At 69.6% G+C, this 18,199-nt stretch carries 17 protein-coding genes; 5 read left to right on the top strand and 12 right to left on the bottom strand.

Annotated features, from left to right (window positions below):
- Positions 1–35: 35 nt before the first annotated feature.
- The 4 genes from GNT64_RS06015 to dapA all read right to left on the bottom strand — a co-directional run bounded on the left by GNT64_RS06015 (position 36) and on the right by dapA (position 2,772).
- Positions 36–584: a DUF2062 domain-containing protein gene (locus GNT64_RS06015; RefSeq protein ID WP_156678681.1), complete on the bottom strand. Its 549-nt coding sequence runs from the start codon at positions 582–584 to the stop codon at positions 36–38.
- Positions 585–588: 4 nt separating this feature from the next.
- Complete coding sequence (gene smpB / locus GNT64_RS06010) at positions 589–1,071, bottom strand: SsrA-binding protein SmpB (protein ID WP_156678680.1); 483 nt, start codon at positions 1,069–1,071, stop codon at positions 589–591.
- 111 nt (positions 1,072–1,182) lie between these two features.
- Positions 1,183–1,785, bottom strand: a complete 603-nt coding sequence (locus GNT64_RS21805; RefSeq protein WP_231639313.1) for a PEPxxWA-CTERM sorting domain-containing protein — start codon at positions 1,783–1,785, stop codon at positions 1,183–1,185.
- Between the two features lie 111 nt (positions 1,786–1,896).
- A complete protein-coding gene (gene dapA, locus GNT64_RS06000; protein ID WP_156678679.1) occupies positions 1,897–2,772 on the bottom strand; it encodes a 4-hydroxy-tetrahydrodipicolinate synthase in 876 nt (291 codons plus the stop codon).
- A 115-nt stretch (positions 2,773–2,887) separates the two neighbouring features.
- Here dapA and GNT64_RS05995 point away from each other — a divergent pair, with 115 nt between their 5' ends.
- Both GNT64_RS05995 and GNT64_RS05990 read left to right on the top strand, forming a co-directional pair.
- Entirely contained in the window at positions 2,888–4,942 is a 2,055-nt protein-coding gene (locus tag GNT64_RS05995; protein WP_338420414.1) for a lytic transglycosylase domain-containing protein, read from the top strand.
- Between the two features lie 2 nt (positions 4,943–4,944).
- On the top strand, positions 4,945–5,430 hold the full coding sequence (locus tag GNT64_RS05990; protein ID WP_422396621.1) for a GreA/GreB family elongation factor: 486 nt from the start codon (positions 4,945–4,947) through the stop codon (positions 5,428–5,430).
- A 113-nt stretch (positions 5,431–5,543) separates the two neighbouring features.
- Here the strand turns inward: GNT64_RS05990 and GNT64_RS05985 are convergent, their stop codons facing one another.
- From GNT64_RS05985 to aspS, 4 genes are all read right to left on the bottom strand, one after another.
- Entirely contained in the window at positions 5,544–6,101 is a 558-nt protein-coding gene (locus GNT64_RS05985) for a hypothetical protein (protein ID WP_156678677.1), read from the bottom strand.
- Positions 6,102–6,218: 117 nt separating this feature from the next.
- Positions 6,219–7,169 (bottom strand): NAD-dependent epimerase/dehydratase family protein, encoded by a 951-nt coding sequence (locus GNT64_RS05980; RefSeq protein ID WP_156678676.1) that lies wholly within the window; start codon positions 7,167–7,169, stop codon positions 6,219–6,221.
- Positions 7,170–7,172: 3 nt separating this feature from the next.
- Positions 7,173–7,961, bottom strand: coding sequence for a polyphosphate kinase 2 family protein (locus GNT64_RS05975; protein ID WP_156678675.1), 789 nt, complete (start codon positions 7,959–7,961; stop codon positions 7,173–7,175).
- Positions 7,962–7,965: 4 nt separating this feature from the next.
- Complete coding sequence (gene aspS / locus GNT64_RS05970) at positions 7,966–9,756, bottom strand: aspartate--tRNA ligase (RefSeq protein ID WP_156681461.1); 1,791 nt, start codon at positions 9,754–9,756, stop codon at positions 7,966–7,968.
- Between the two features lie 94 nt (positions 9,757–9,850).
- Between aspS and rnd the strand changes: the two genes are divergently transcribed.
- Both rnd and GNT64_RS05960 read left to right on the top strand, forming a co-directional pair.
- Positions 9,851–11,023: a ribonuclease D gene (rnd, locus tag GNT64_RS05965; RefSeq protein ID WP_156678674.1), complete on the top strand. Its 1,173-nt coding sequence runs from the start codon at positions 9,851–9,853 to the stop codon at positions 11,021–11,023.
- A complete protein-coding gene (locus GNT64_RS05960; protein ID WP_156678673.1) occupies positions 11,020–11,325 on the top strand; it encodes an I78 family peptidase inhibitor in 306 nt (101 codons plus the stop codon). Before rnd ends, GNT64_RS05960 begins: the two co-directional genes overlap by 4 nt.
- A gap of 18 nt (positions 11,326–11,343) precedes the next feature.
- Here the strand turns inward: GNT64_RS05960 and GNT64_RS05955 are convergent, their stop codons facing one another.
- The 4 genes from GNT64_RS05955 to GNT64_RS05940 are packed head-to-tail and all read right to left on the bottom strand — an operon-like array spanning position 11,344 to position 16,991.
- The gene (locus GNT64_RS05955) at positions 11,344–12,825 is read right to left on the bottom strand and encodes a Ppx/GppA family phosphatase (protein WP_156678672.1); all 1,482 of its coding nucleotides are present in this window, start codon (positions 12,823–12,825) and stop codon (positions 11,344–11,346) included.
- Between the two features lie 59 nt (positions 12,826–12,884).
- Positions 12,885–15,050, bottom strand: a complete 2,166-nt coding sequence (locus GNT64_RS05950; protein WP_422396631.1) for an RNA degradosome polyphosphate kinase — start codon at positions 15,048–15,050, stop codon at positions 12,885–12,887.
- A 43-nt stretch (positions 15,051–15,093) separates the two neighbouring features.
- Positions 15,094–15,705, bottom strand: a complete 612-nt coding sequence (locus tag GNT64_RS05945; RefSeq protein ID WP_156681460.1) for an HdaA/DnaA family protein — start codon at positions 15,703–15,705, stop codon at positions 15,094–15,096.
- A 32-nt stretch (positions 15,706–15,737) separates the two neighbouring features.
- Positions 15,738–16,991, bottom strand: coding sequence for a heavy-metal-associated domain-containing protein (locus tag GNT64_RS05940; protein WP_156678670.1), 1,254 nt, complete (start codon positions 16,989–16,991; stop codon positions 15,738–15,740).
- Between the two features lie 62 nt (positions 16,992–17,053).
- Here GNT64_RS05940 and purM point away from each other — a divergent pair, with 62 nt between their 5' ends.
- Positions 17,054–18,160 carry a phosphoribosylformylglycinamidine cyclo-ligase gene (purM, locus tag GNT64_RS05935; protein WP_156678669.1) on the top strand — a complete coding sequence of 369 codons (1,107 nt, stop codon included), beginning with the start codon at positions 17,054–17,056 and terminating at the stop codon, positions 18,158–18,160.
- Positions 18,161–18,199 lie beyond the last annotated feature (39 nt).

Below are 18,199 nucleotides of genomic sequence, written 5' to 3'. Positions count from 1 at the left end.
AGCATGACACCGGATTAGCAGCGCCCGATACGCTGTCAAACGCCGCGGATGTTGCGGTGGAGCGCCCGTTGGCGCCACTTGTGGACCACCCACGCCCGCCACGCGAACGCCGCGATCAGATAGCCGACCGCGGCCGACACGACCGCGATGATGACGAGGCCCAGCGCCGTCGCCGGCCCCACTTCCGAGATCAGCCACTGCAACCAGCCCATCGCTTCCGGATGCACCAGCCGCCCGCCCGCCTCGACCGCGTCGGTGTGCAGCAGCCGCATGCCGATCCAGTAGGCCAGCAGCCAGATCGGCGGCGTGGTGAACGGGTTGGTGACGAAGGTGGTCAGCGCCGCCACGGGCACGTTGGCGCGCGCCGGCAGCGCCAGCAGCGCCGCGAAGATGGTCTGCGCGATCGGAGTCAGCACGCCCACCAGCATGCCCAGCGCCACGCCGCGCGGCACCGATCGGCGATTGAAGTGCCATAGTTCCGGCAGCAGGATGCGGTGCGCGATCGGCCGGAGCCAGCGGATCCGCTCGAACGTCTCGCGCGTCGGCATGTTGCGCTCGGACCAGGCGCGGACCTTCTCGAACATGGCCTCAGCCGCGCTCGCGCATGATGCGGCCCTGCTCGCGCTTCCAGTCGCGATCCTTCTCGGTCTCGCGCTTGTCGTGCAGCTTCTTGCCCTTGGCGAGCGCCAGTTCCACCTTCGCCCGGCCGCGTGCATTGAAGTAGATGGACAGCGGGATCAGGGTCATCCCCTCGCGCCCCACCGCCACCCGCATCTTGTTGATCTCGCGTTCGTGCAGCAGCAGTTTGCGCGGGCGCTTGGGCTCGTGATTGTAGCGGTTGCCGTGGCTGAACTCGGGGATGTTGGCGTTCACCAGGAACACCTCGTCGTCCGTCACCTCGGCATAGCTCTCCGCGATCGATCCCTCGCCGAAGCGCAGCGATTTCACCTCGGTGCCGGTCAGGGCGATGCCCGCCTCGTAGAAATCCTCGAGGAAATATTCGTAGCGGGCGCGCCGGTTCTCGGCGACGATCTTCTGCTTTTCGAACTGGGCGGGTTTCGGGCGGGCCATGGGCGCCCGCCTATAGGCATGCACGCCCCCCGTGGGAAGCGGGGCGTGCGAGGCCCGCCGCGGGCCGCCGCCGACTGGCGGGCGGCGGCCCCTTGCGTCGGGAGCGGCCGCTCAGGCGAAGCGGACGGCGGTGGTCACGTGCGCGCGACGCCGGCGCATGGCGGCGCCCACCAGGCCGAAGCCGCCCAGCATCATCGCCCAGGTCGCCGGTTCCGGCACGGCGGCGACGACGACGTTGGCGTTCAGCGTGCCGGTGATCGTGCCCTCGTCCAGCTGGAAGGTCAGATTGTCCGGCTTCAGGCCCGACACGCTGTACTTCACGTCGGCAGTCCGCTGTTCCTGGAACGGCAAGAAGATATCGAAGAACGATTTGACGGGCGCCGCCACCGTCTTCGTCACGAAGTTGAGATCAGTCAGCTTGCCGCCGCTCAGCGTCGCGGAGAAGGACGCGAGATCGCCCTTCCCCATCCCGACCGACCCGTAAGAAAAGAAGGCGAAGTGGGAGCCGTTCAGGGAGAAATTGCTCAGTCCGTCGGCCAGCGTATACGTACCGTCGCTGCCCGCCGTCTCGAAACTGCCCTGCCCGGTGGATCCGATGCCGAAGATGAAGTCCGTGGTGTAGGCCGCATAGTCGAAATTTACCACGGCGGCCGGCGCGGTGGACGTGAATAGGGCACTGGCGACACCGGCCACAACAAGATTACGCAACTTCATCGATCGTCTCCCTGATGACGATCGGGGATTAGTACAGCCGCATATCCGATCAACGGCAGCTTACGGTTACCGACGTTCCATTTCGGAACGGCCGTTTACCCTGCCGCGGCGTCAGGCGAGACCGGCGATCGCCAGCGCGGCGTCCACCGCCGCGCGGCTGGCCTCGGACGGCCAGGTCATCGGCAGGCGCAGATCGGTCGGGAAGTCGGGCCGCACGCGCGATAGGGCATATTTTGCCGGCCCCGGGGAGGCATCGCTGAACAGAGCGGCGTGCAGCGGGAACAGCCGGTCCTGCAGGCGCAGCGCCGCCGCCCACTCGCCGCCCAGGCAGGCCCGCTGGAACTCCCCGCACAGGCCAGGCGCGACGTTGGCCGTCACCGAGATGCAGCCCGCGCCGCCCATCGCCATGAAGCCCAGCGCCATGTCGTCATTGCCCGAGAGCTGGCAGAAATCCTCTCCGCAGGCGAGCCGCTGGGCGGTGGCGCGCTCCACCTTGCCGCTGGCATCCTTGCAGCCGACGATCGTGGGGATGCGCGCCAGCACACCCATCGTCTCGGGGCTGATGTCGGTCACGGTGCGGCCCGGCACGTTGTAGAGGATGATCGGCAGGCTGCTATTGTCGGTCAGGTAGCGATAATGGGCGATCACGCCCTCGCTGTTCGGCCGGTTGTAATAGGGCAGCACCACCAGCGCGGCGGCGGCGCCGGCGGCCTCGGCGTGACGCATATGCTCCAGCGCCACCTTCGTGTCGTTCGATCCGCAGCCGGCGATCACCGGCACGCGCCCCGCCGCCTGCTCGACGCAGACCGAGACGACGTGGTTGTGCTCCTCGATCGACATCGTCGCGCTCTCGCCGGTGGTGCCGCACGGCACGAGGCCGGTCGATCCCTCGGCGATCTGCCAGTCGACGAAGGCGCGGAACGCCGCCTCATCGAACGCGCCATCGCGAAACGGAGTCACCAGAGCGGGAATCGAACCGCTGAACATCCTGCTATCCCTTCACCTCGGCCGCTCCCTCCGCCATAGTGGGGATATGAGACGCCGCCGATCGATTTCGAGGCCTGATAGGGATGCCCCCCGCCTCCTGTCCAGCATGGTCGGGTTGTCGAAACTCGACGGGCCGGCCGGCGCGGCCGGCCGCCTGTGGGGGCGCACGCGCGCCCGGCCGCTGCTGGGGCTGGCGCTGCTGTGCCTCTCCGTCGCGGCGGCGGCGGCGCTCACGGCGGATCAGCGCGCCTGGTATGCGGCGCGGCTGAACGTGCCGGGCGCGGCGATGGCGCCGGCCGCGCCCGTCGTCACGGATCCGGTCGGCGAGGCGCTCGTCCGCTGGAACCGGCTGCGCCAGAGCGACGGCTACCCCTTCGCCGACTATGCCGGCTTCCTCCTCGCTTTTCCGGGCTGGCCGGGCGAGCAGGCGATGCGCCGCACCGCCGAGAAGGCGATCGATCCCGCCGCGGCGATCCCATCGGAGGTCGCGCGCTTCTTCGATCGCTTCCCGCCGCTCACCCCGTCCGGTCGGGTCCGCTATGCCGAGGCGCTGGCCGCGCTCGGCCGCAGCGATGCCGCCTTCGCCGCCGCCCGCGCCGCCTATACCGGCGGCGCGACGAGCGAGGATGACGAGAATCGCCTACGCGCGCGCTTCGGCACCGTCTTCACGCCCGCCGACCAGGACATGCGGATGGATCGGCTGCTGTGGGACGGTGCCCTCGCCGCCGCCCAGCGCCAGATCGCCTTCGTCTCGCCGGGGCGGCGGCCGCTGTTCGATGCGCGCCTGGCGCTCCGCTCACGGCGCGGCGACGCGCCGGCGGTGGCGGACGGCTACGTCTCGATCGGCGCGACGGACGCGGGCTTCGTCGCCGATCGCGCCCGCTACTTCCGCGATAGCGCGCAGAGCGTGGTCGCGCGCAGCTGGCTCGCGTCGCCGCGCACCCTGGCGGCACCGCCGCTGGACGGCGAGAAATATCTCGAGGTGCTGCTGCAGAATGCGCGCGGGGCGGAGGCGGACAATCAGCCCAGCTTCGTCCTGGGCATCGCGCTGAACGCCGACGGCGCCTTCCCCGCCGGCACCGACGTGCGCACCCGATCGCTGGGCGAGCGGGACGATTATACCAGCCTCACCTTCATGGGCGGCATGGCGGCGCTGCGGAAGCTGAACCGCCCGCGCGATGCCATCCTGCTGTTCGATCGCTACGCCCGCGCCGCCCAGTCGCCGCAGACGCGCACGCGCGGCCTCTACTGGGCCGGACGCGCGGCGCTGGCCGCCGGCGACGCGGCGCGCGCCAACCAGTATTTCGCCAGCGCCGCCGCCAGCCCGGACCAGTTCTACGGCCAGCTCGCCTCCGAACGGCTGGGCCAGTCCGTCGCCACGCCGCAGGCCGTGCCGGCGCCGGTCGATCCGGCCGCGCGCGCCGCCTTCGCCGCCAGCAGCATCGTCCGCGCGACGCGCCTGCTCGGCGATCTGGGCGATCATGCCGATCAGACTTTGTTCCTGCGCACCCTCGCCTCATCGGTGAAGACGGATGCCGATCACGTGCTGCTGGCCGAACTGTCGCGCGATATCGGCCGGCCCGATCTCGGCGTCATGGTCGCCCGCGCCGCGCGCAACAGCGGCGTCAGCGATTTCGTGGCGACCGGCTTTCCCGAGATCGCCGTGCCCACGATCGCGCAGGGGCGCTGGGTGATGGTGCACGCGATCAGCCGGCAGGAGAGCCAGTTCGACCGGCAGGCGATGAGCCGGGTCGGTGCGCGCGGGCTGATGCAGCTGATGCCGGGCACCGCCCGCGATACCGCCGGCAAGCTGGGCCTGCCCTACGATCTCGGCCGGCTCACCGGCGATCCGCAGTACAATGTCACGCTGGGCAGCTTCTTCTTCGGCAACCTGCTCGATTCGTTCGGCGGCAACCATGTGCTCGCCGTCGCCGCCTACAATGCCGGGCCGGGCAACGTGCGCAAATGGCTGGCGCAGAACGGCGACCCGCGCATGCCCGGCGTCGACGTGGTCGACTGGATCGAGGCGATCCCGTTCAGCGAGACGCGAGGCTACGTGCAGCGCGTGCTGGAGAATGCGGTGGTCTACGACGCGCTGAACCCGGCCCGCGCGCGCATGCCGGAACGCAACCGCCTCTCCGCCTATCTCGGCAAGTCGAACCCGGGCTGATCGTGGCGGAGCAGCCCAACTACATAACCCCCGCCGGGCTCGCCGCCCTGCGCGCGCGCTACGACCATCTGCTCGGCGACGAGCGGCCGAAGCTGGTCGAGGTCATCAGCTGGGCGGCCGGCAATGGCGACCGATCCGAGAATGGCGACTATATCTACGGCCGCAAGAAGCTGCGCGAGATCGACCGCGAGCTGCGACACCTGTCGAAACGGATGAAGCTGGCCGTGCCGGTCGATCCCGCCGCGCAGACGGATCACGCTCGCGTCCGCTTCGGCGCGACCGTGACGATCGTCGACGAGGACGACAACAGCCGCACCGTCACCCTGGTCGGCGAGGATGAGGCGGATGCGGGCGCGGGCCGCATCAGCTGGCGCTCCCCCCTCGCTTTCGCGCTGAAAGGCGCGGCGGTGGGCGACGTGCGGCGCGTGACCTTGCCGGCGGGCGAGAAGGAATGGGAGGTGGAGACGATCCGCTACCCGGCTGCGTGATGATCTGCTGTCATGAGATGGGGATGTATCAGGGTGAATAGCTGAAGTTCCGCTGTTCGCGGGCATCCAGCGGTAGCTGCCGCCGGCGACAGAATACTAGACGTTGGCGTTGCTTATGGAATGGATGGACTCGCGGGAGCGCTAGCCGTCACAAAGGTTAGGTCAGAGAACTTAAACTGACCGGTAGAGCAGAACGCCATTTCCTTACCAGACGGCATAGGGATGAAGTCCGCGTTAAAGCTGGCGCCGTCAATGAGCAGCGTGACTTGCCCAGATTCAGACAGGCTTAGACTGAAAGTTACCGCTCCTCCTGCTCCTATCTGTCCAACTGTGCTCGACCTTAAGTCGTCACCGCGCTTAGTGTTCAGTACAATGCTAAACTGCTTGCCATGAGCCGACCCGGCTATGAGCTGAAAGCCGGTGCTATTTTTGCCGTCCGCACTGACAAGTCGGGCTCCTGCGACCGGAACATTGTTGCCAGAGCGCATCTGCACGAGTTTTACTGTACCACTGATTGTCATCAGTCCGGTCACGTCTTCAGAAACGGAAGAGTAATGGTCTGGAGGCACATCGCAGTCGAAACTCAACGGCGCCGCATTTGCAAAAGCCGGGTGTGCGAACATGAAAGGGATGAACGTCGTCCACGTAATCGCCCTGTACAAGCTTTTCATTCGTCCTCATCCCTGCCGGCATTCCGTAGCGTCCGCTGTTGGGGATGCCGACGCAAGACCGGAATGTTCGTCTTCCGGCAAGGGAAGCAGTAAGCGGCAGGCACGTTCAACCCGAACCTATTTTATCTGAGGCGACGAATAAGCCGGATCATGCACGAACGGCAGCGGCCCATCCTCGCGCAGCGCCGCCAGCACGGCCGCGAAGTCCGTCGCGCAGCGGAAGCCCAGCGCGCGTTCCGCCGCCCGCGCATCATAAACCCGGCCGATGCTCGCCGGCAGCGTCCAGCCCCGCTCGGCATAAAGCGCCGCCGCATCCGGGAAGTAGCGCGCGATCACCGCCGCCGCATCCGCCTTCAGCGCCGCCGCGTCCGCTCGCGCGAACGGAGTCGGTGCGGAGACCACGAAGGTGCCGAGGCCGATCGCCGGCGCCCGCTCCAGCGCCGCAACGTGCGCGGCCGCCGCATCCTCCACCGTCAGCCGGCGGTGCAGCAGTTCGTTCGCCTTCAGGTTCGGGCCGGAAGGGGTGGCGTGGGTGTCGTCATCCTCGGGGAAGAAACGGCTGGTGCGCAGGATCACGCAGGCCAGGCCATGCAGGTCGTGGTACAGGCGGCACAGATCCTCCGCCGCCAGCTTCGTGACACCGTAGATGTTGCGCGGGCGCAGTGGCCCGCTCGCCTCGTCGAGCCACACCGCCGCCTCGCCGGCCTCGTCGCGGATCGCCTGGGATATCATCAGCGAGGTGGTGGAGGTGAGGACGAAGCGATCGTTGCCCGCCGCCACCGCCGCCTCCAGCAGGTTCAGCGTGCCCGTCACGTTCGTCGCGACGAACGCGGTCGCCGGGTGGCGCGCGATGTCCGGCTTGTGCAGCGCGCCGCCATGCACCACCGCCTCGATCCCGTGCGCGGCGAACAGCCGGTCGATCAGCGGGCGATCGGCCACCGATCCGATCACGTCCGTCTCCGCTCCCGCCGCCACGTCCAGTCCGGTGACGGCATGCCCGGCCGCGCGCAGCGCCGGCGCCAGGAACCGGCCCAGCCAGCCGGACGATCCGGTCAGCAGCACCCGCACCGGTCAGTCGATCTTCACGTCGTCGCCGAAGGTCGCCTTCGCCAGTTCGACAAGCTCCGCCGAGGCCGGCGGCGGCGCCATCGGCACGGCCTTTTCCAGCTTGCCGGCGATCCAGGTGAGCGCGGCGATGCGCGCGGCCTTCTTGTTGTTGCCGTCGATCGCCTTCCACGGCGCCCAGCGCGTGTCGGTCAGCGCGAACATGTCGGTCAGCGCGGCCAGATAGTCGGCGCGGCGGGCGCGGTTGCGGAAATCGTCCGCGCCCGTCTTCCAGCGCTTCCACGGATGCTCGATGCGCTTGATCAGGCGCTCGTCCTGCGTTTCCTGCGTGGTGTGGACGAACAGCTTCAGGATGGTCGTGCCATCCTCCTTCTGCTGCGCCTCGAACTCGTTGATCTCGTCATAGGCGCGGCGCCACTGCTTCTCGGCGGCATAGCCTTCCACCCGCTCCACCAGCACGCGGCCGTACCAGCTGCGATCGAACACGGCGATCTCGCCGTCGCCGGGCAGCCGCCGCCAGAAGCGCCAGAGGAAGTGGCGCTTCCGCTCGTCCGCCTCGGGCGCGGCGATCGGCCACACCTGGAAGTTGCGGGGGTCCCACTCCGCGGTCAGCCGCTGGATGATGCCGCCTTTGCCGGCCGCGTCCCACCCCTCGAACAGGATGATCGCGCGCCGGCCATGGACGATGTGGGCCACCTGCGCGTGCGCCAGCCGCTGCTGCACGGCGACCAGCGCCGCGTCATAGTCGCCGTCGAACTTGGCGCCGGCCTCATAGTCCGACAGATCGATCGGCATGTGCTCACCCCTTCGCCTGATCCACCACACGGATGTTGAGTTCGCGCAGCTGCTTCAGGCTCACCGGCGCCGGCGCGTTCATCATCAGGTCCTCGGCCTTCTGCGTCATCGGGAAGGCGACGACCTCGCGGATGTTCGGCTCGTCGGCCAGCAGCATGACGATGCGGTCGATCCCCGGCGCCGATCCGCCGTGCGGCGGCGCGCCGAACTTGAAAGCGCCGACCATGCCGGGGAAGTTCGCCTCCACCTCGTCCGCCGTGTAGCCGGCGATGGCGAACGCCTTCATCATCACGTCCAGCTTGTGGTTCCGGATCGCACCGGAGGACAGCTCCACCCCGTTGCAGACGATGTCATACTGGTAGGCGAGGATATCGAGCGGATCCTTCGTCTCCAGCGCCTCCAGCTCGCCCTGCGGCATCGAGAAGGGGTTGTGGCTGAAGTCGACCTTCTTCGCCTCCTCGTCATATTCGAACATCGGGAAGTCGACGATCCAGCAGAACTCGAACCGGCCGGCATCGATCAGCCCCAGCTGCTCGGCCACCCGCGTGCGGGCGAGGCCGGCCAGACGCGCGGCCTGCGCCGGCTTGCCGGCGGCGAAGAACACGCCGTCGTCCGGGCCCAGCCCCAGCGCCTCGGCGATCGCGGCCATGCCCGCCTCGCCGTGGTTCTTGGCGATCGGGCCGCCGAACTCGCCGCCCTTGCGCGTGGCGTAGCCGAGGCCGGCAAAGCCCTCGCCTTGCGCCCAGCCGTTCATGTCGTCGAAGAACTTGCGGCTCCTGTGGGCCGTGCCCGGCGCGGGGATCGCGCGGACGACGTCGCCGCTCTCGACGATCGAGGCAAAGCGGCCGAAGCCGGAGCCCCTGAAATGCTCCGACACGTCCGAGATCAGGATCGGGTTGCGCAGGTCCGGCTTGTCGTTACCGTAGCGCAGCATCGCCTCGCGATACGGGATGCGGCGGAACGGCAGCGCGGAAACGGTGCGGCCCTTGCCCTCGAAGTCGGCGAACTCCTCGAACAGGCCGTGCAGCACCGGCTCGATCGCGGCGAACACGTCCTCCTGCGTCACGAAGCTCATCTCGAAATCGAGCTGGTAGAATTCGCCGGGCGAGCGGTCGGCCCGCGCATCCTCGTCGCGAAAGCAGGGGGCGATCTGGAAGTAGCGGTCGAAGCCCGCCACCATCAGCAGCTGCTTGAACATCTGCGGCGCCTGCGGCAGCGCGTAGAACTTGCCCGGATGCACCCGGCTGGGCACCAGATAGTCGCGCGCGCCCTCCGGGCTGGATGCGGTCAGGATCGGGGTCTGGAACTCGGTGAAGCCCTGGTCGATCATGCGCCGGCGCACGCTGGCGATCACATTCGATCGCAGCAGGATGTTGCGGTGGATCCGCTCCCGCCGCAGATCGAGGAAGCGGTAGCGCAGGCGGATGTCCTCGGGATATTCGGCCTCGCCCGCCACCGGCAGCGGCAGCTCCTGCGCGGCGGACTGCACCGTCACGGCGCGCGCGAACACCTCGATCTCGCCCGTGGCCAGGTTCGCGTTGGCGGTGCCGGCGGCGCGCAGCTTCACCACACCGTCGATCGTCACCACCGACTCCACGCGCAGCCCCTCCAGCACGGGCAGCGCCGGCGAATCCGCATCGGCGACGATCTGGGTCAGGCCGTAATGGTCGCGCAGATCGACGAACAGCACGCCGCCATGATCGCGCTTGCGATGCACCCAGCCGGACAGGCGCACGTCCTCGCCGACATTGGCCGGGCTCAGCTGCGCGCAGGTGTGGGAACGATAGGCGTGCATCTTCAAAATCACTATTCAGTTGAAAGCAGGCGCCGCGCTTCGCCCCCCCGCCCACGCTTTGTCAAGGCGGCCGGTCGTCGCTATGTAACCCGGCATGAAGATTCACCCGCTTGTCACAGACACCGATACGCTCAGGCAGCTCTGCGATCGCCTCGCCCGGTCCCCGTTCGTCACGGTGGATACCGAGTTCATGCGCGAGAACACCTATTATCCCGATCTCTGCCTGATCCAGATCGCCGACGGCAACGAGGCAGCGGCGATCGATCCCAAGGCGAAGGGCCTCGATCTGAAGCCGCTGCTCGATCTGCTCGTCGAGAATGAGGACGTGCTCAAGATCTTCCACGCCGGCGGCCAGGATCTGGAGATCGTCCACAACCTCACCGGCAAGACGCCGCACCCGCTGTTCGATACGCAGGTGGCGGCGATGGCGCTCGGCATGGGCGAGCAGGTCGGCTATTCGAACCTCGTGGAGAGCATGATCGGCGTCAAGCTGGACAAGGGCGCCCGCTTCACCGATTGGGCGCGCCGCCCGCTCGACCAGCGCCAGATCGACTATGCGATCGGCGACGTCACCCACCTCGCCACCATCTTCCCCAAGATGCTGGAGAAATTGCGCCGCACCGGCCGCGGCGAATGGCTGGATACGGAGATGGACCGGCTGGGCGATGCCGCCAGCTACCTCAACGTGCCCGATCTCGCCTGGACGCGCATCCGCGTGCCCAGCCGCAAAGCGGACGTGCTCGGCCGGCTCAAGGCGCTCGCCGCGTGGCGCGAGCATGAGGCGCAGGGCAAGAACCTGCCGCGCGGCCGCATCGTGAAGGACGAGACGCTGGCCGACATCGCCTCGCATCCGCCGAAGGCGCAGGCCGATCTCGCCCGCGTGCGCGGCCTCTCGCCCGGCTGGGCCGGCAACGATATCGGCCGGCGGCTGATGACGGTGCTGGACGATGCCGGCCCCCTGCCCGATGCCGAGATGCCGCCGCGCGAGGATCGCCGGCCGGGGCTGGGCAAGGAGGGCGCGCTGATCGCCGACCTCTTGAAGCTGCTGCTGAAGATCCGCGCGCGCGAGGCGGACGTCGCGCCGCGCCTGATCGCCCGCTCCGAGGAGCTGGAAGCCATCGCCGCCGGCGTGCGTGACGGGCTGCCGCTGCTGGCCGGCTGGCGCTACGACGTGTTCGGCAAGGATGCGATCGCGCTGGTGGAAGGCCGCACCGGCTTCAGCGTGCGCAACGGCAAGCTGCTGATGTCGGAACTGGCGGCGGAATGATGCGCGCCGCTGCCGCCTTCGCCCTGCTCGCGGGCCTCGCCGGCTGCGCCGCGAAGCCGGTCGACGGGCCGGAGGCCGCCGTGCCGCCGGCGGCATCCGGATCGTGCGACGCGACGAAGGCGCAGGCGCTGCTGGGCAAGCGCGCCACGCCCGCTCTGATCGAGCGCGCCCGGCGAAGCAGCGGTGCCGCCGTGGCGCGCACGCTGCGGCCGGGCGAGATGGTGACGATGGAGTTCCGCGCGGACAGGCTGAGCATCGCGGTGGACGCCGGCGAAACGATCACCGCGATCCGCTGCGGCTAACGCCACACCCACGCCGCTTCACGCCACCAACAGCGCCTTGCGGTCGAACGCCGCCGCCAGCAGCCTGTGCCGCCGCTCCACCGCCTCGCCGTAGAGCGCGCGGTCCTCGGCGGCCAGGTGCAGGATCAGCGCCTGCGGATCCAGCGACACCCGGCTCGTCGTCAGCGGCCCGGCCACGCCGCCGCTCAACCGCTGGCCGAGCCTGATCGCCAGCCCCCAGCGATCGGCCATCGCCCGCTCCGCCGGCGTGCAGAGCCGATCGAGCAGCGGCATTGGCCGATCGCCGCCGAAGCTGGTGTAGAGCGCCCGCGCCATCACCCCGCGCCCGCGCGGATCGACGCCGACCCAATTGCCCTGCAGCGCCGTCTCCAGCCCGCGATCGGCGCGGAACTCGGGATGCGCCGGCCAGCCGACATCGGCCAGCAGGCACGTGGCATGGCGCAGCCGCGCCTCCTCCGGCGGCTCGTCGGCGAACAGCGGCGCGATCCAGCGGTGCAGCAGGTCGCCATGCTCGGCGAAGCGGCCCTGCCGCGCGCCCTCCTCCCGCGTGGCGCAGATCAGCGGATCCTGCGCGCGGATCGCGGGCGGCAGGCTGTGGTGCAGCAAACCTTCGCGCAGGCCGTAGCCGGAGACGATCAGCTCGCTCGATCCCAGCCGCCGCGCGACCAGGCTCAGCAGCGCCGCCGCCTCCGGCAGCATCGCCACGCGCGCGCCGGATAGGCCGGGGATCGCGCGCAGGCGCCGCTTGTCGATCTGCGCCAGCACGCGCACCAGATGTGCCGGCGCGCCCGCATCCATGCGGTGGTGATGGATCATCGGCAGCGGCGCATCGTGCAGATGCATGTCCAGCCGCGCCAGCGCCCGCCACGATCCGCCGACCAGGTAGAAGGGCAGGCCGGCGCCGCGCCCTTCCCACCCCGCCTTCGCCATCGCCTTGCCGACCGTGCGATCCAGCGCGCGCGGCCCCGCCGCGCGGATCCGCGCAATCCGCATGACGCCGAACGGGAAGGAGACGCGCTCGTGCACCTCGCCGCCGGCCACGCGCACCAGTTCCAGGCTGCCGCCGCCCAGATCGCCGACGATCCCTTCCGCGCCGGGAAAGGCTGCGAGCACGCCATAGCCCGCCATCGCCGCCTCCTCCTCGCCGGAGAGCAGCTCCACCGAGAGGCCCGTCGCGCGGATGCGGGCGAGGAAGGCGGCGCCGTTCGACGCCTCCCGCACGGCCGCCGTCGCCACCGTGCGCAGGGTCGCGACATGCATCTGATCGGCCAGCCGGGCGAAGCGGGAGAGCGAGGCCAGCGCCCGCTCCATCGCGTCGGGATCGAGCGCGCCGTCGCGCGCCACGCCGGTGCCGAGGCCGGCCAGCACCTTCTCGTTGAACAGGATGGAGGGGATGCGCGCCGGCCCGTCGTAGATCACCAGCCGGATCGAATTGGATCCGATGTCGATGATCGCGACGCGGCCGGCTTCGCGCACGGCGGAGAGCGGATTGGCTGCCATCAGGCGATCCGCTTAGAGCCTGATCGCCGCCTGCGCGAGTGCGGAAACCGACGCAGCGCTCAGGCGCCGCGCTTCAGGCTGAGCTTGGGCACCGATCCGCTGCGCTGCAGCGCCGCGCCCCGCCCGGAGAGCGACGGGTTGGTCATGAAGTAGCGGTGCAGGTTGAACGGCCGCTTGCCGGGATGGATGCGCTCTGACCGGCCGTCCGGCAACAGCCGCCAGCTCTGCTCGTCGTCGATCAGGTTGGCGACCATCACCTGATCGAGGATCTGGGCGTGCACCGTGGGGTTCTCGATCGGCATCATATATTCCACGCGCCGGTCGAAATTGCGCGGCATCCAGTCCGCCGAGGAGATGTACACCTTGGCGTCCGGGTTGGGCAGCGCCGCGCCGTTGCCGAAGCAGACGATGCGGCTATGCTCCAGGAAGCGCCCGATCACGGATTTGACGCGGATGTTCTCGGAGAGGCCCGCCACGCCCGGCCGCAGGCAGCAGATGCCGCGCACGACGAGGTCGATCTCCACCCCCGCCGCGCTGGCGCGATAGAGCTTCTCGATGATGGCGGGATCGACGAGCGAGTTCATCTTCGCCCAGATCGCCGCCGGCCGGCCGGCGCGGGCATGATCGATCTCGCAGTCGATCAGCTGCGCCAGCTTGTCGCGCATGCCGTGGGGCGAGAAGGTCAGCAGCTCCAGATCGCCGGGCTCGACATAGCCGGTGATGTAGTTGAACAGCTGCGCGGCATCGCGGCCCGCCCGCGGATCGGCGGTGAAGAAGCTGAGGTCGGTGTAGATCTTCGCCGTGACCGGGTGATAGTTGCCGGTGCCGAAATGGCAGTAGGTGCGATAGAGCCCGTTCTCCCGCCGCACCACCATCGAGACCTTGGCGTGGGTCTTCCAGTCGATGAAGCCGTACACCACCTGCACGCCGGCGCGCTCCAGCTGGCTGGCCCACAGCAGGTTCTGCTCCTCGTCGAAGCGGGCCTTCAGCTCCACCACCGCCGTCACCGATTTGCCCGCCTCCGCCGCATCGACGAGGGCGCGCACGACGGCGGACTGCTTGCCCGCGCGATACAGCGTCTGCTTGATCGCCACCACGTCCGGATCGGCCGCCGCCTGCTTCAGGAAGGCGAGCACCACGTCGAACGTCTCGTACGGGTGATGGATGATGATGTCCTTGGAGCGGATGGCGGCGAAACAGTCGCCACCATGCTCGCGAATGCGTTCCGGAAAGCGCGGCGCGAACGGCGGGAACTTCAGGTCCGGCCGGTCCTCGTCCACCAGCATGCCCAGGTCGGCGATGCCGAGCACGCTCGCGGTATCGGTGATGATCGTGTCGGTGCCGCCGATCTCGCCCTTGATCAGCTTCTCCAGCCCCTCCGGCATGCCCGATTCCAGCTCCAGCCGGATCACCCGGCCCTTGCGGCGGCGCTTGATGGCGGAGCGGAAGTAGCGGACGAGATCCTCGGCCTCCTCCTCCAGCTCGATGTCGCTGTCGCGGATCAGGCGGAAGGCACCGTCGCCCTGCACCGCGTAGCCGGGAAACAGGATGTTGGTGAAGCGGCGGATCACCGTCTCGATCGCCACGTAGCGCGCCTCCTCGCCGGGCAGGCGGACGAACGGCGAGAGCGTGGAGGGGATCATCAGCAGCTCGCGGATCGGCTCCCCGTCGGACAGGCGCTGGAGATCGAAGACGAGGCTGAAGCCCTTGTTCGGGATGAACGGGAAGGGATGCGCCGGATCCAGCGCCTGCGGCGTCAGCACCGGAAACACCTGCTCGCGGAAATGCGCGCCGAGCCAGGCCATGTCGCTCTCGGAGATGTCGGCCAGGTCCAGCATGGCGATGCCGGCCGCGGCCAGTTCGGCGCGCAGATCGCGCCACACGTTCTGCTGCGCCTCCATCAGCGCGTCGGTCTGCTCGGCCACGGCCGTCAGCTGCTGCGCCACCGTCAGGCCGTCGGCGGAGCGCGTGTCCACGCCCTGCATCAGCTGGCCCTTCAGGCCGGCGACGCGCACCATGAAGAACTCGTCGAGATTGTTGCCGGAGATCGAGAGGAAGCGCAGCCGTTCCAGCAGCGGATGCGCCTTGTTGCACGCCTCCTCCAGCACGCGCTGGTTGAACGCCAGCCAGGAGAGTTCGCGGTTGAAGTAGCGGTGGCGCAGCGCGATCGGCTCGGCGGGATGGCCGGCGATGGCGGCCTCGTCCTCCGGCGGGGCTTCGGCGATGGAGTCGGCGGCGGCGGTGGCGTGGTCTTCCATGGCGCCCACCCTAATCCTTCGTCGATGAATCGTCGATGACACCCAGCAGCGCCAGCGCGCGGCGGGCCAGCGGCACGGTGATCCGCTGGCGTCGGGCGAGCGCCACCTCGTCCAGCGCATCGACGAGGCGGTGGATCGCCACGTGGCTGCGCCCGGTGCGCGGCAGCAGGTAGGCGATCACCTCCCGCCCTGTCGCCAGTCCGCGCGCGCCCAGCAGCTTCTCGATCAGCGCCGCCGCCAGCGCGTCGTCCGGGTCGCCCAGCGCGATGCGCGGCGTGGCGGCGAGACGGGAGGCGAGATCCGGCAGCGCGATGGGCCACGCCGGCGGCGGCGCATCGGCGATGATCAGCAGCGGCCGCCGCTCCGCCTGCGCCCGGTTCCACGCGTGGAAGATCGCCTCCTCGGCGTGGCGTTCCGCATCGTCGATCAGCATCGCCCGGTTCTTCGCGGCGAAGATGCGGCCCAGCAGGCTGCGGCCAGACTTGCGCGGCCCGGTCAGCACCGTGGCGGCCACCGGCCACAGCGCCCAGTGCGCCAGGTGCCGCACCGCCGCTGCGCTAGCGGGCGAGAGGATGAAGTCGCCGTCGCGCTCCGCCTCGGGCCAGACCAGCGGCAGCGCCATCTGGCCGGTGCCGTGGGCCGCGCCCGCCTGCGTCACGGTCGCGCCGGGCCGCCGCTTGCGTCGGGCGCCGCCGCCGGTTCCTGCCGGCGCAGGCGCAGGCCGCCGCCGGCATCCTCCACCCGCCAGCCGCGCGCCGCGATGCCGGTGCGCAGGATGCCGATATCGCCCTCGAACACCACGCGCAGCACCGATATGCCGCCGAGCGCCAGGCTCGTCGTGGTGGCGCTGCGCACGCCCGGCACGGCCCGCAGCGCGGCCTCGACCTGATTGACCGCGGCGGCGTCCGGCGTCTCCACCTGGATCGTGTAGGCGGCCCCGGCGATCGGGATCGAGAGGTCGACCGCATCGTCCTCGACGATCGCGTCCTCGACCGGCGCCTCCTCCGGCTGCTCCACCACCAGCGACGCGTCCGGCTGCAGCCGACCGTCCTGCAGCGCCCGCGCATAGGCCATGTCGATCCGCCGCACGCCCTCGTCCAGCATCGCCGGCATCGCGTCGGCATCCGCCACGCGCAGGCTGAACGATTCGATCACCTCGGCATCCGGCCCGTGGCGGGCGACGAAGTGACCGATCACCGGCCCGCCGGGGAACTGCCGGTCGAGATACACTTCCGGCACGACGATGTCGGCCGCGCCATATTGATCGAGCAGCAGCCGCCACCAGCCGCGCCCCGGCCGCCGGCTCTGCGCCGCCGTCAGCAGCAGCGGATCGCTGCCGGTGCCGACCGGGCGGACATAGTCGATCGGGCTGCCGCCGGAGCGGAAGCGCGCCCAGGCGCGCTGCCACTCGTTGCGCTGCTCGAAGCTGGTCGCGGTGCCGGCCGAATAGAGGATTGGGATCACCAGCATCGGCGAGGAGCGGGCGATCTGGCCCTGCCCGCCCAGGAACTGGCCGGTGCGCGCGCGATCGAACAGCACGCCCAGCCGCGCGATGTAGCGGCGCGGGCCGATCTGCTCATTCTCCACGATGATGCCGGCCACGATCGAATCGAGCGTCCCGTCCGGCAGGCCCGGCGCCTCGCTCACGGGGCGGCCGTTGACGCGCGACCAGAGCATCCTCCAGCCCTTGCGCTGCGCAACGCGCCAGCCGCCGGTGCGCGCCGCATCCGCATTCTTGGCCGAGACGTCCACCGTCACGCCGCCGATCTCGTAGCTGGACGAGCTGTCGACCGGCGCGATCCCGCGATCGCCGCCCTCCAGCTGGGCGTAGACCATGCCGCCGGCGACGCAGACCGAGAGGAGCAGCAGCACGGCCGGCACGGGCCGAAGGCGAAGGGCGGAGGTCACGGCGCGTCTTTTGACGAGTTGGGCGTGGAAAACCAAGCGGGATGTGGCTAGTCGCTCCGGCCATGGTCAACAGCACGCACAACCAGGAACCCTATACCTACGCCAAGGCCGGCGTCTCGATCGCTGCCGGCAACGCGCTGGTGAAGCTGATCGCGCCGCTGGCCCGCGCCACCGCGCGGCCGGGCGCCAATGCCGATCTCGGCGGGTTCGGCGGCTTCTTCGATCTGAAGGCGGCGGGCTTCGTCGATCCGCTGCTGGTGGCGGCGAACGACGGCGTCGGCACCAAGCTGAAGCTGGCGATTGAGGCCGGCCGGCACGACGGCGTCGGCATCGATCTGGTCGCGATGTGCGTCAACGATCTGATCGTGCAGGGCGCCGAGCCGCTGTTCTTCCTCGATTATTTCGCCACCGGCGCGCTGGACACCGGCGTCGCCGAGGCGGTGATCGCCGGTATCGCGGAGGGCTGCCGCATCGCCGGCTGCGCCCTGATCGGCGGTGAGACGGCGGAGATGCCGGGCATGTATGCGGCGGGCGACTATGACCTCGCCGGCTTCTGCGTGGGCGCGGTGGAGCGGGATCAGGTGCTGGCCGGCGGGCGGGTGGCGCCCGGCGACGTCATCCTCGGCCTCGCCTCCTCGGGCGTTCACTCGAACGGCTACTCGCTGGTTCGCCGCCTGGCGGGGGACAAGGGGTGGAAGCTGAACCGCCCGGCGCTGTTCGATCCGGAGGTGCTGCTGATCGACGCCCTGCTCGCGCCCACGCGCATCTACGTGCGATCGCTGCTGCCGCTGGTCCGCGCCGGGCTGGTCAGGGCCATGGCGCACATTACCGGCGGCGGCCTGCTGGAGAATATCCCGCGCGTGCTGACGGACGGTCTCCACGCGCGTATCGATGCCGCTGCGTGGGAGCAGCCACGGCTGATGGCCTTCCTCCAGGCGCAGGGCAATATCGAGCCGGAGGAGATGGCGCGCACCTTCAATTGCGGCATCGGCATGGCGGTGATCGTCGCCGAGGGGGACGCCGACGCCGTCACCGCCCGTCTGGAGGACGCCGGCGAGACGGTGCTGCGCATCGGCCGGGTCGAGGCGGGCGAGAAGGGCTGCACCGTGGCCGGCCCGGCCGATACGTGGAGCGCGCGCGCCGCTTGGTCCGCCACGCACCATGGCTGAGACCGGCCTGGTCGTACGCACGCCGACCGGAGCGGCTGA

The organism is Sphingomonas profundi (assembly GCF_009739515.1).
GTDB classification, from domain to species: domain Bacteria; phylum Pseudomonadota; class Alphaproteobacteria; order Sphingomonadales; family Sphingomonadaceae; genus Alterirhizorhabdus; species Alterirhizorhabdus profundi.
This window is presented reverse-complemented; position numbering and strand designations above follow the sequence as displayed.

Coding starts and splice junctions, on each gene's coding strand:
- GNT64_RS06015 (WP_156678681.1), bottom strand. CDS start 584: ATGTTCGAGAAGGTCCGCGCCTGGTCCGAGCGCAACATGCCGACGCGC.
- smpB (WP_156678680.1), bottom strand. CDS start 1,071: ATGGCCCGCCCGAAACCCGCCCAGTTCGAAAAGCAGAAGATCGTCGCC.
- GNT64_RS21805 (WP_231639313.1), bottom strand. CDS start 1,785: ATGAAGTTGCGTAATCTTGTTGTGGCCGGTGTCGCCAGTGCCCTATTC.
- dapA (WP_156678679.1), bottom strand. CDS start 2,772: ATGTTCAGCGGTTCGATTCCCGCTCTGGTGACTCCGTTTCGCGATGGC.
- GNT64_RS05985 (WP_156678677.1), bottom strand. CDS start 6,101: ATGAAAAGCTTGTACAGGGCGATTACGTGGACGACGTTCATCCCTTTC.
- GNT64_RS05975 (WP_156678675.1), bottom strand. CDS start 7,961: ATGCCGATCGATCTGTCGGACTATGAGGCCGGCGCCAAGTTCGACGGC.
- aspS (WP_156681461.1), bottom strand. CDS start 9,756: ATGCACGCCTATCGTTCCCACACCTGCGCGCAGCTGAGCCCGGCCAAT.
- rnd (WP_156678674.1), top strand. CDS start 9,851: ATGAAGATTCACCCGCTTGTCACAGACACCGATACGCTCAGGCAGCTC.
- GNT64_RS05960 (WP_156678673.1), top strand. CDS start 11,020: ATGATGCGCGCCGCTGCCGCCTTCGCCCTGCTCGCGGGCCTCGCCGGC.
- GNT64_RS05955 (WP_156678672.1), bottom strand. CDS start 12,825: ATGGCAGCCAATCCGCTCTCCGCCGTGCGCGAAGCCGGCCGCGTCGCG.
- GNT64_RS05945 (WP_156681460.1), bottom strand. CDS start 15,705: ATGGCGCTGCCGCTGGTCTGGCCCGAGGCGGAGCGCGACGGCGACTTC.
- purM (WP_156678669.1), top strand. CDS start 17,054: ATGGTCAACAGCACGCACAACCAGGAACCCTATACCTACGCCAAGGCC.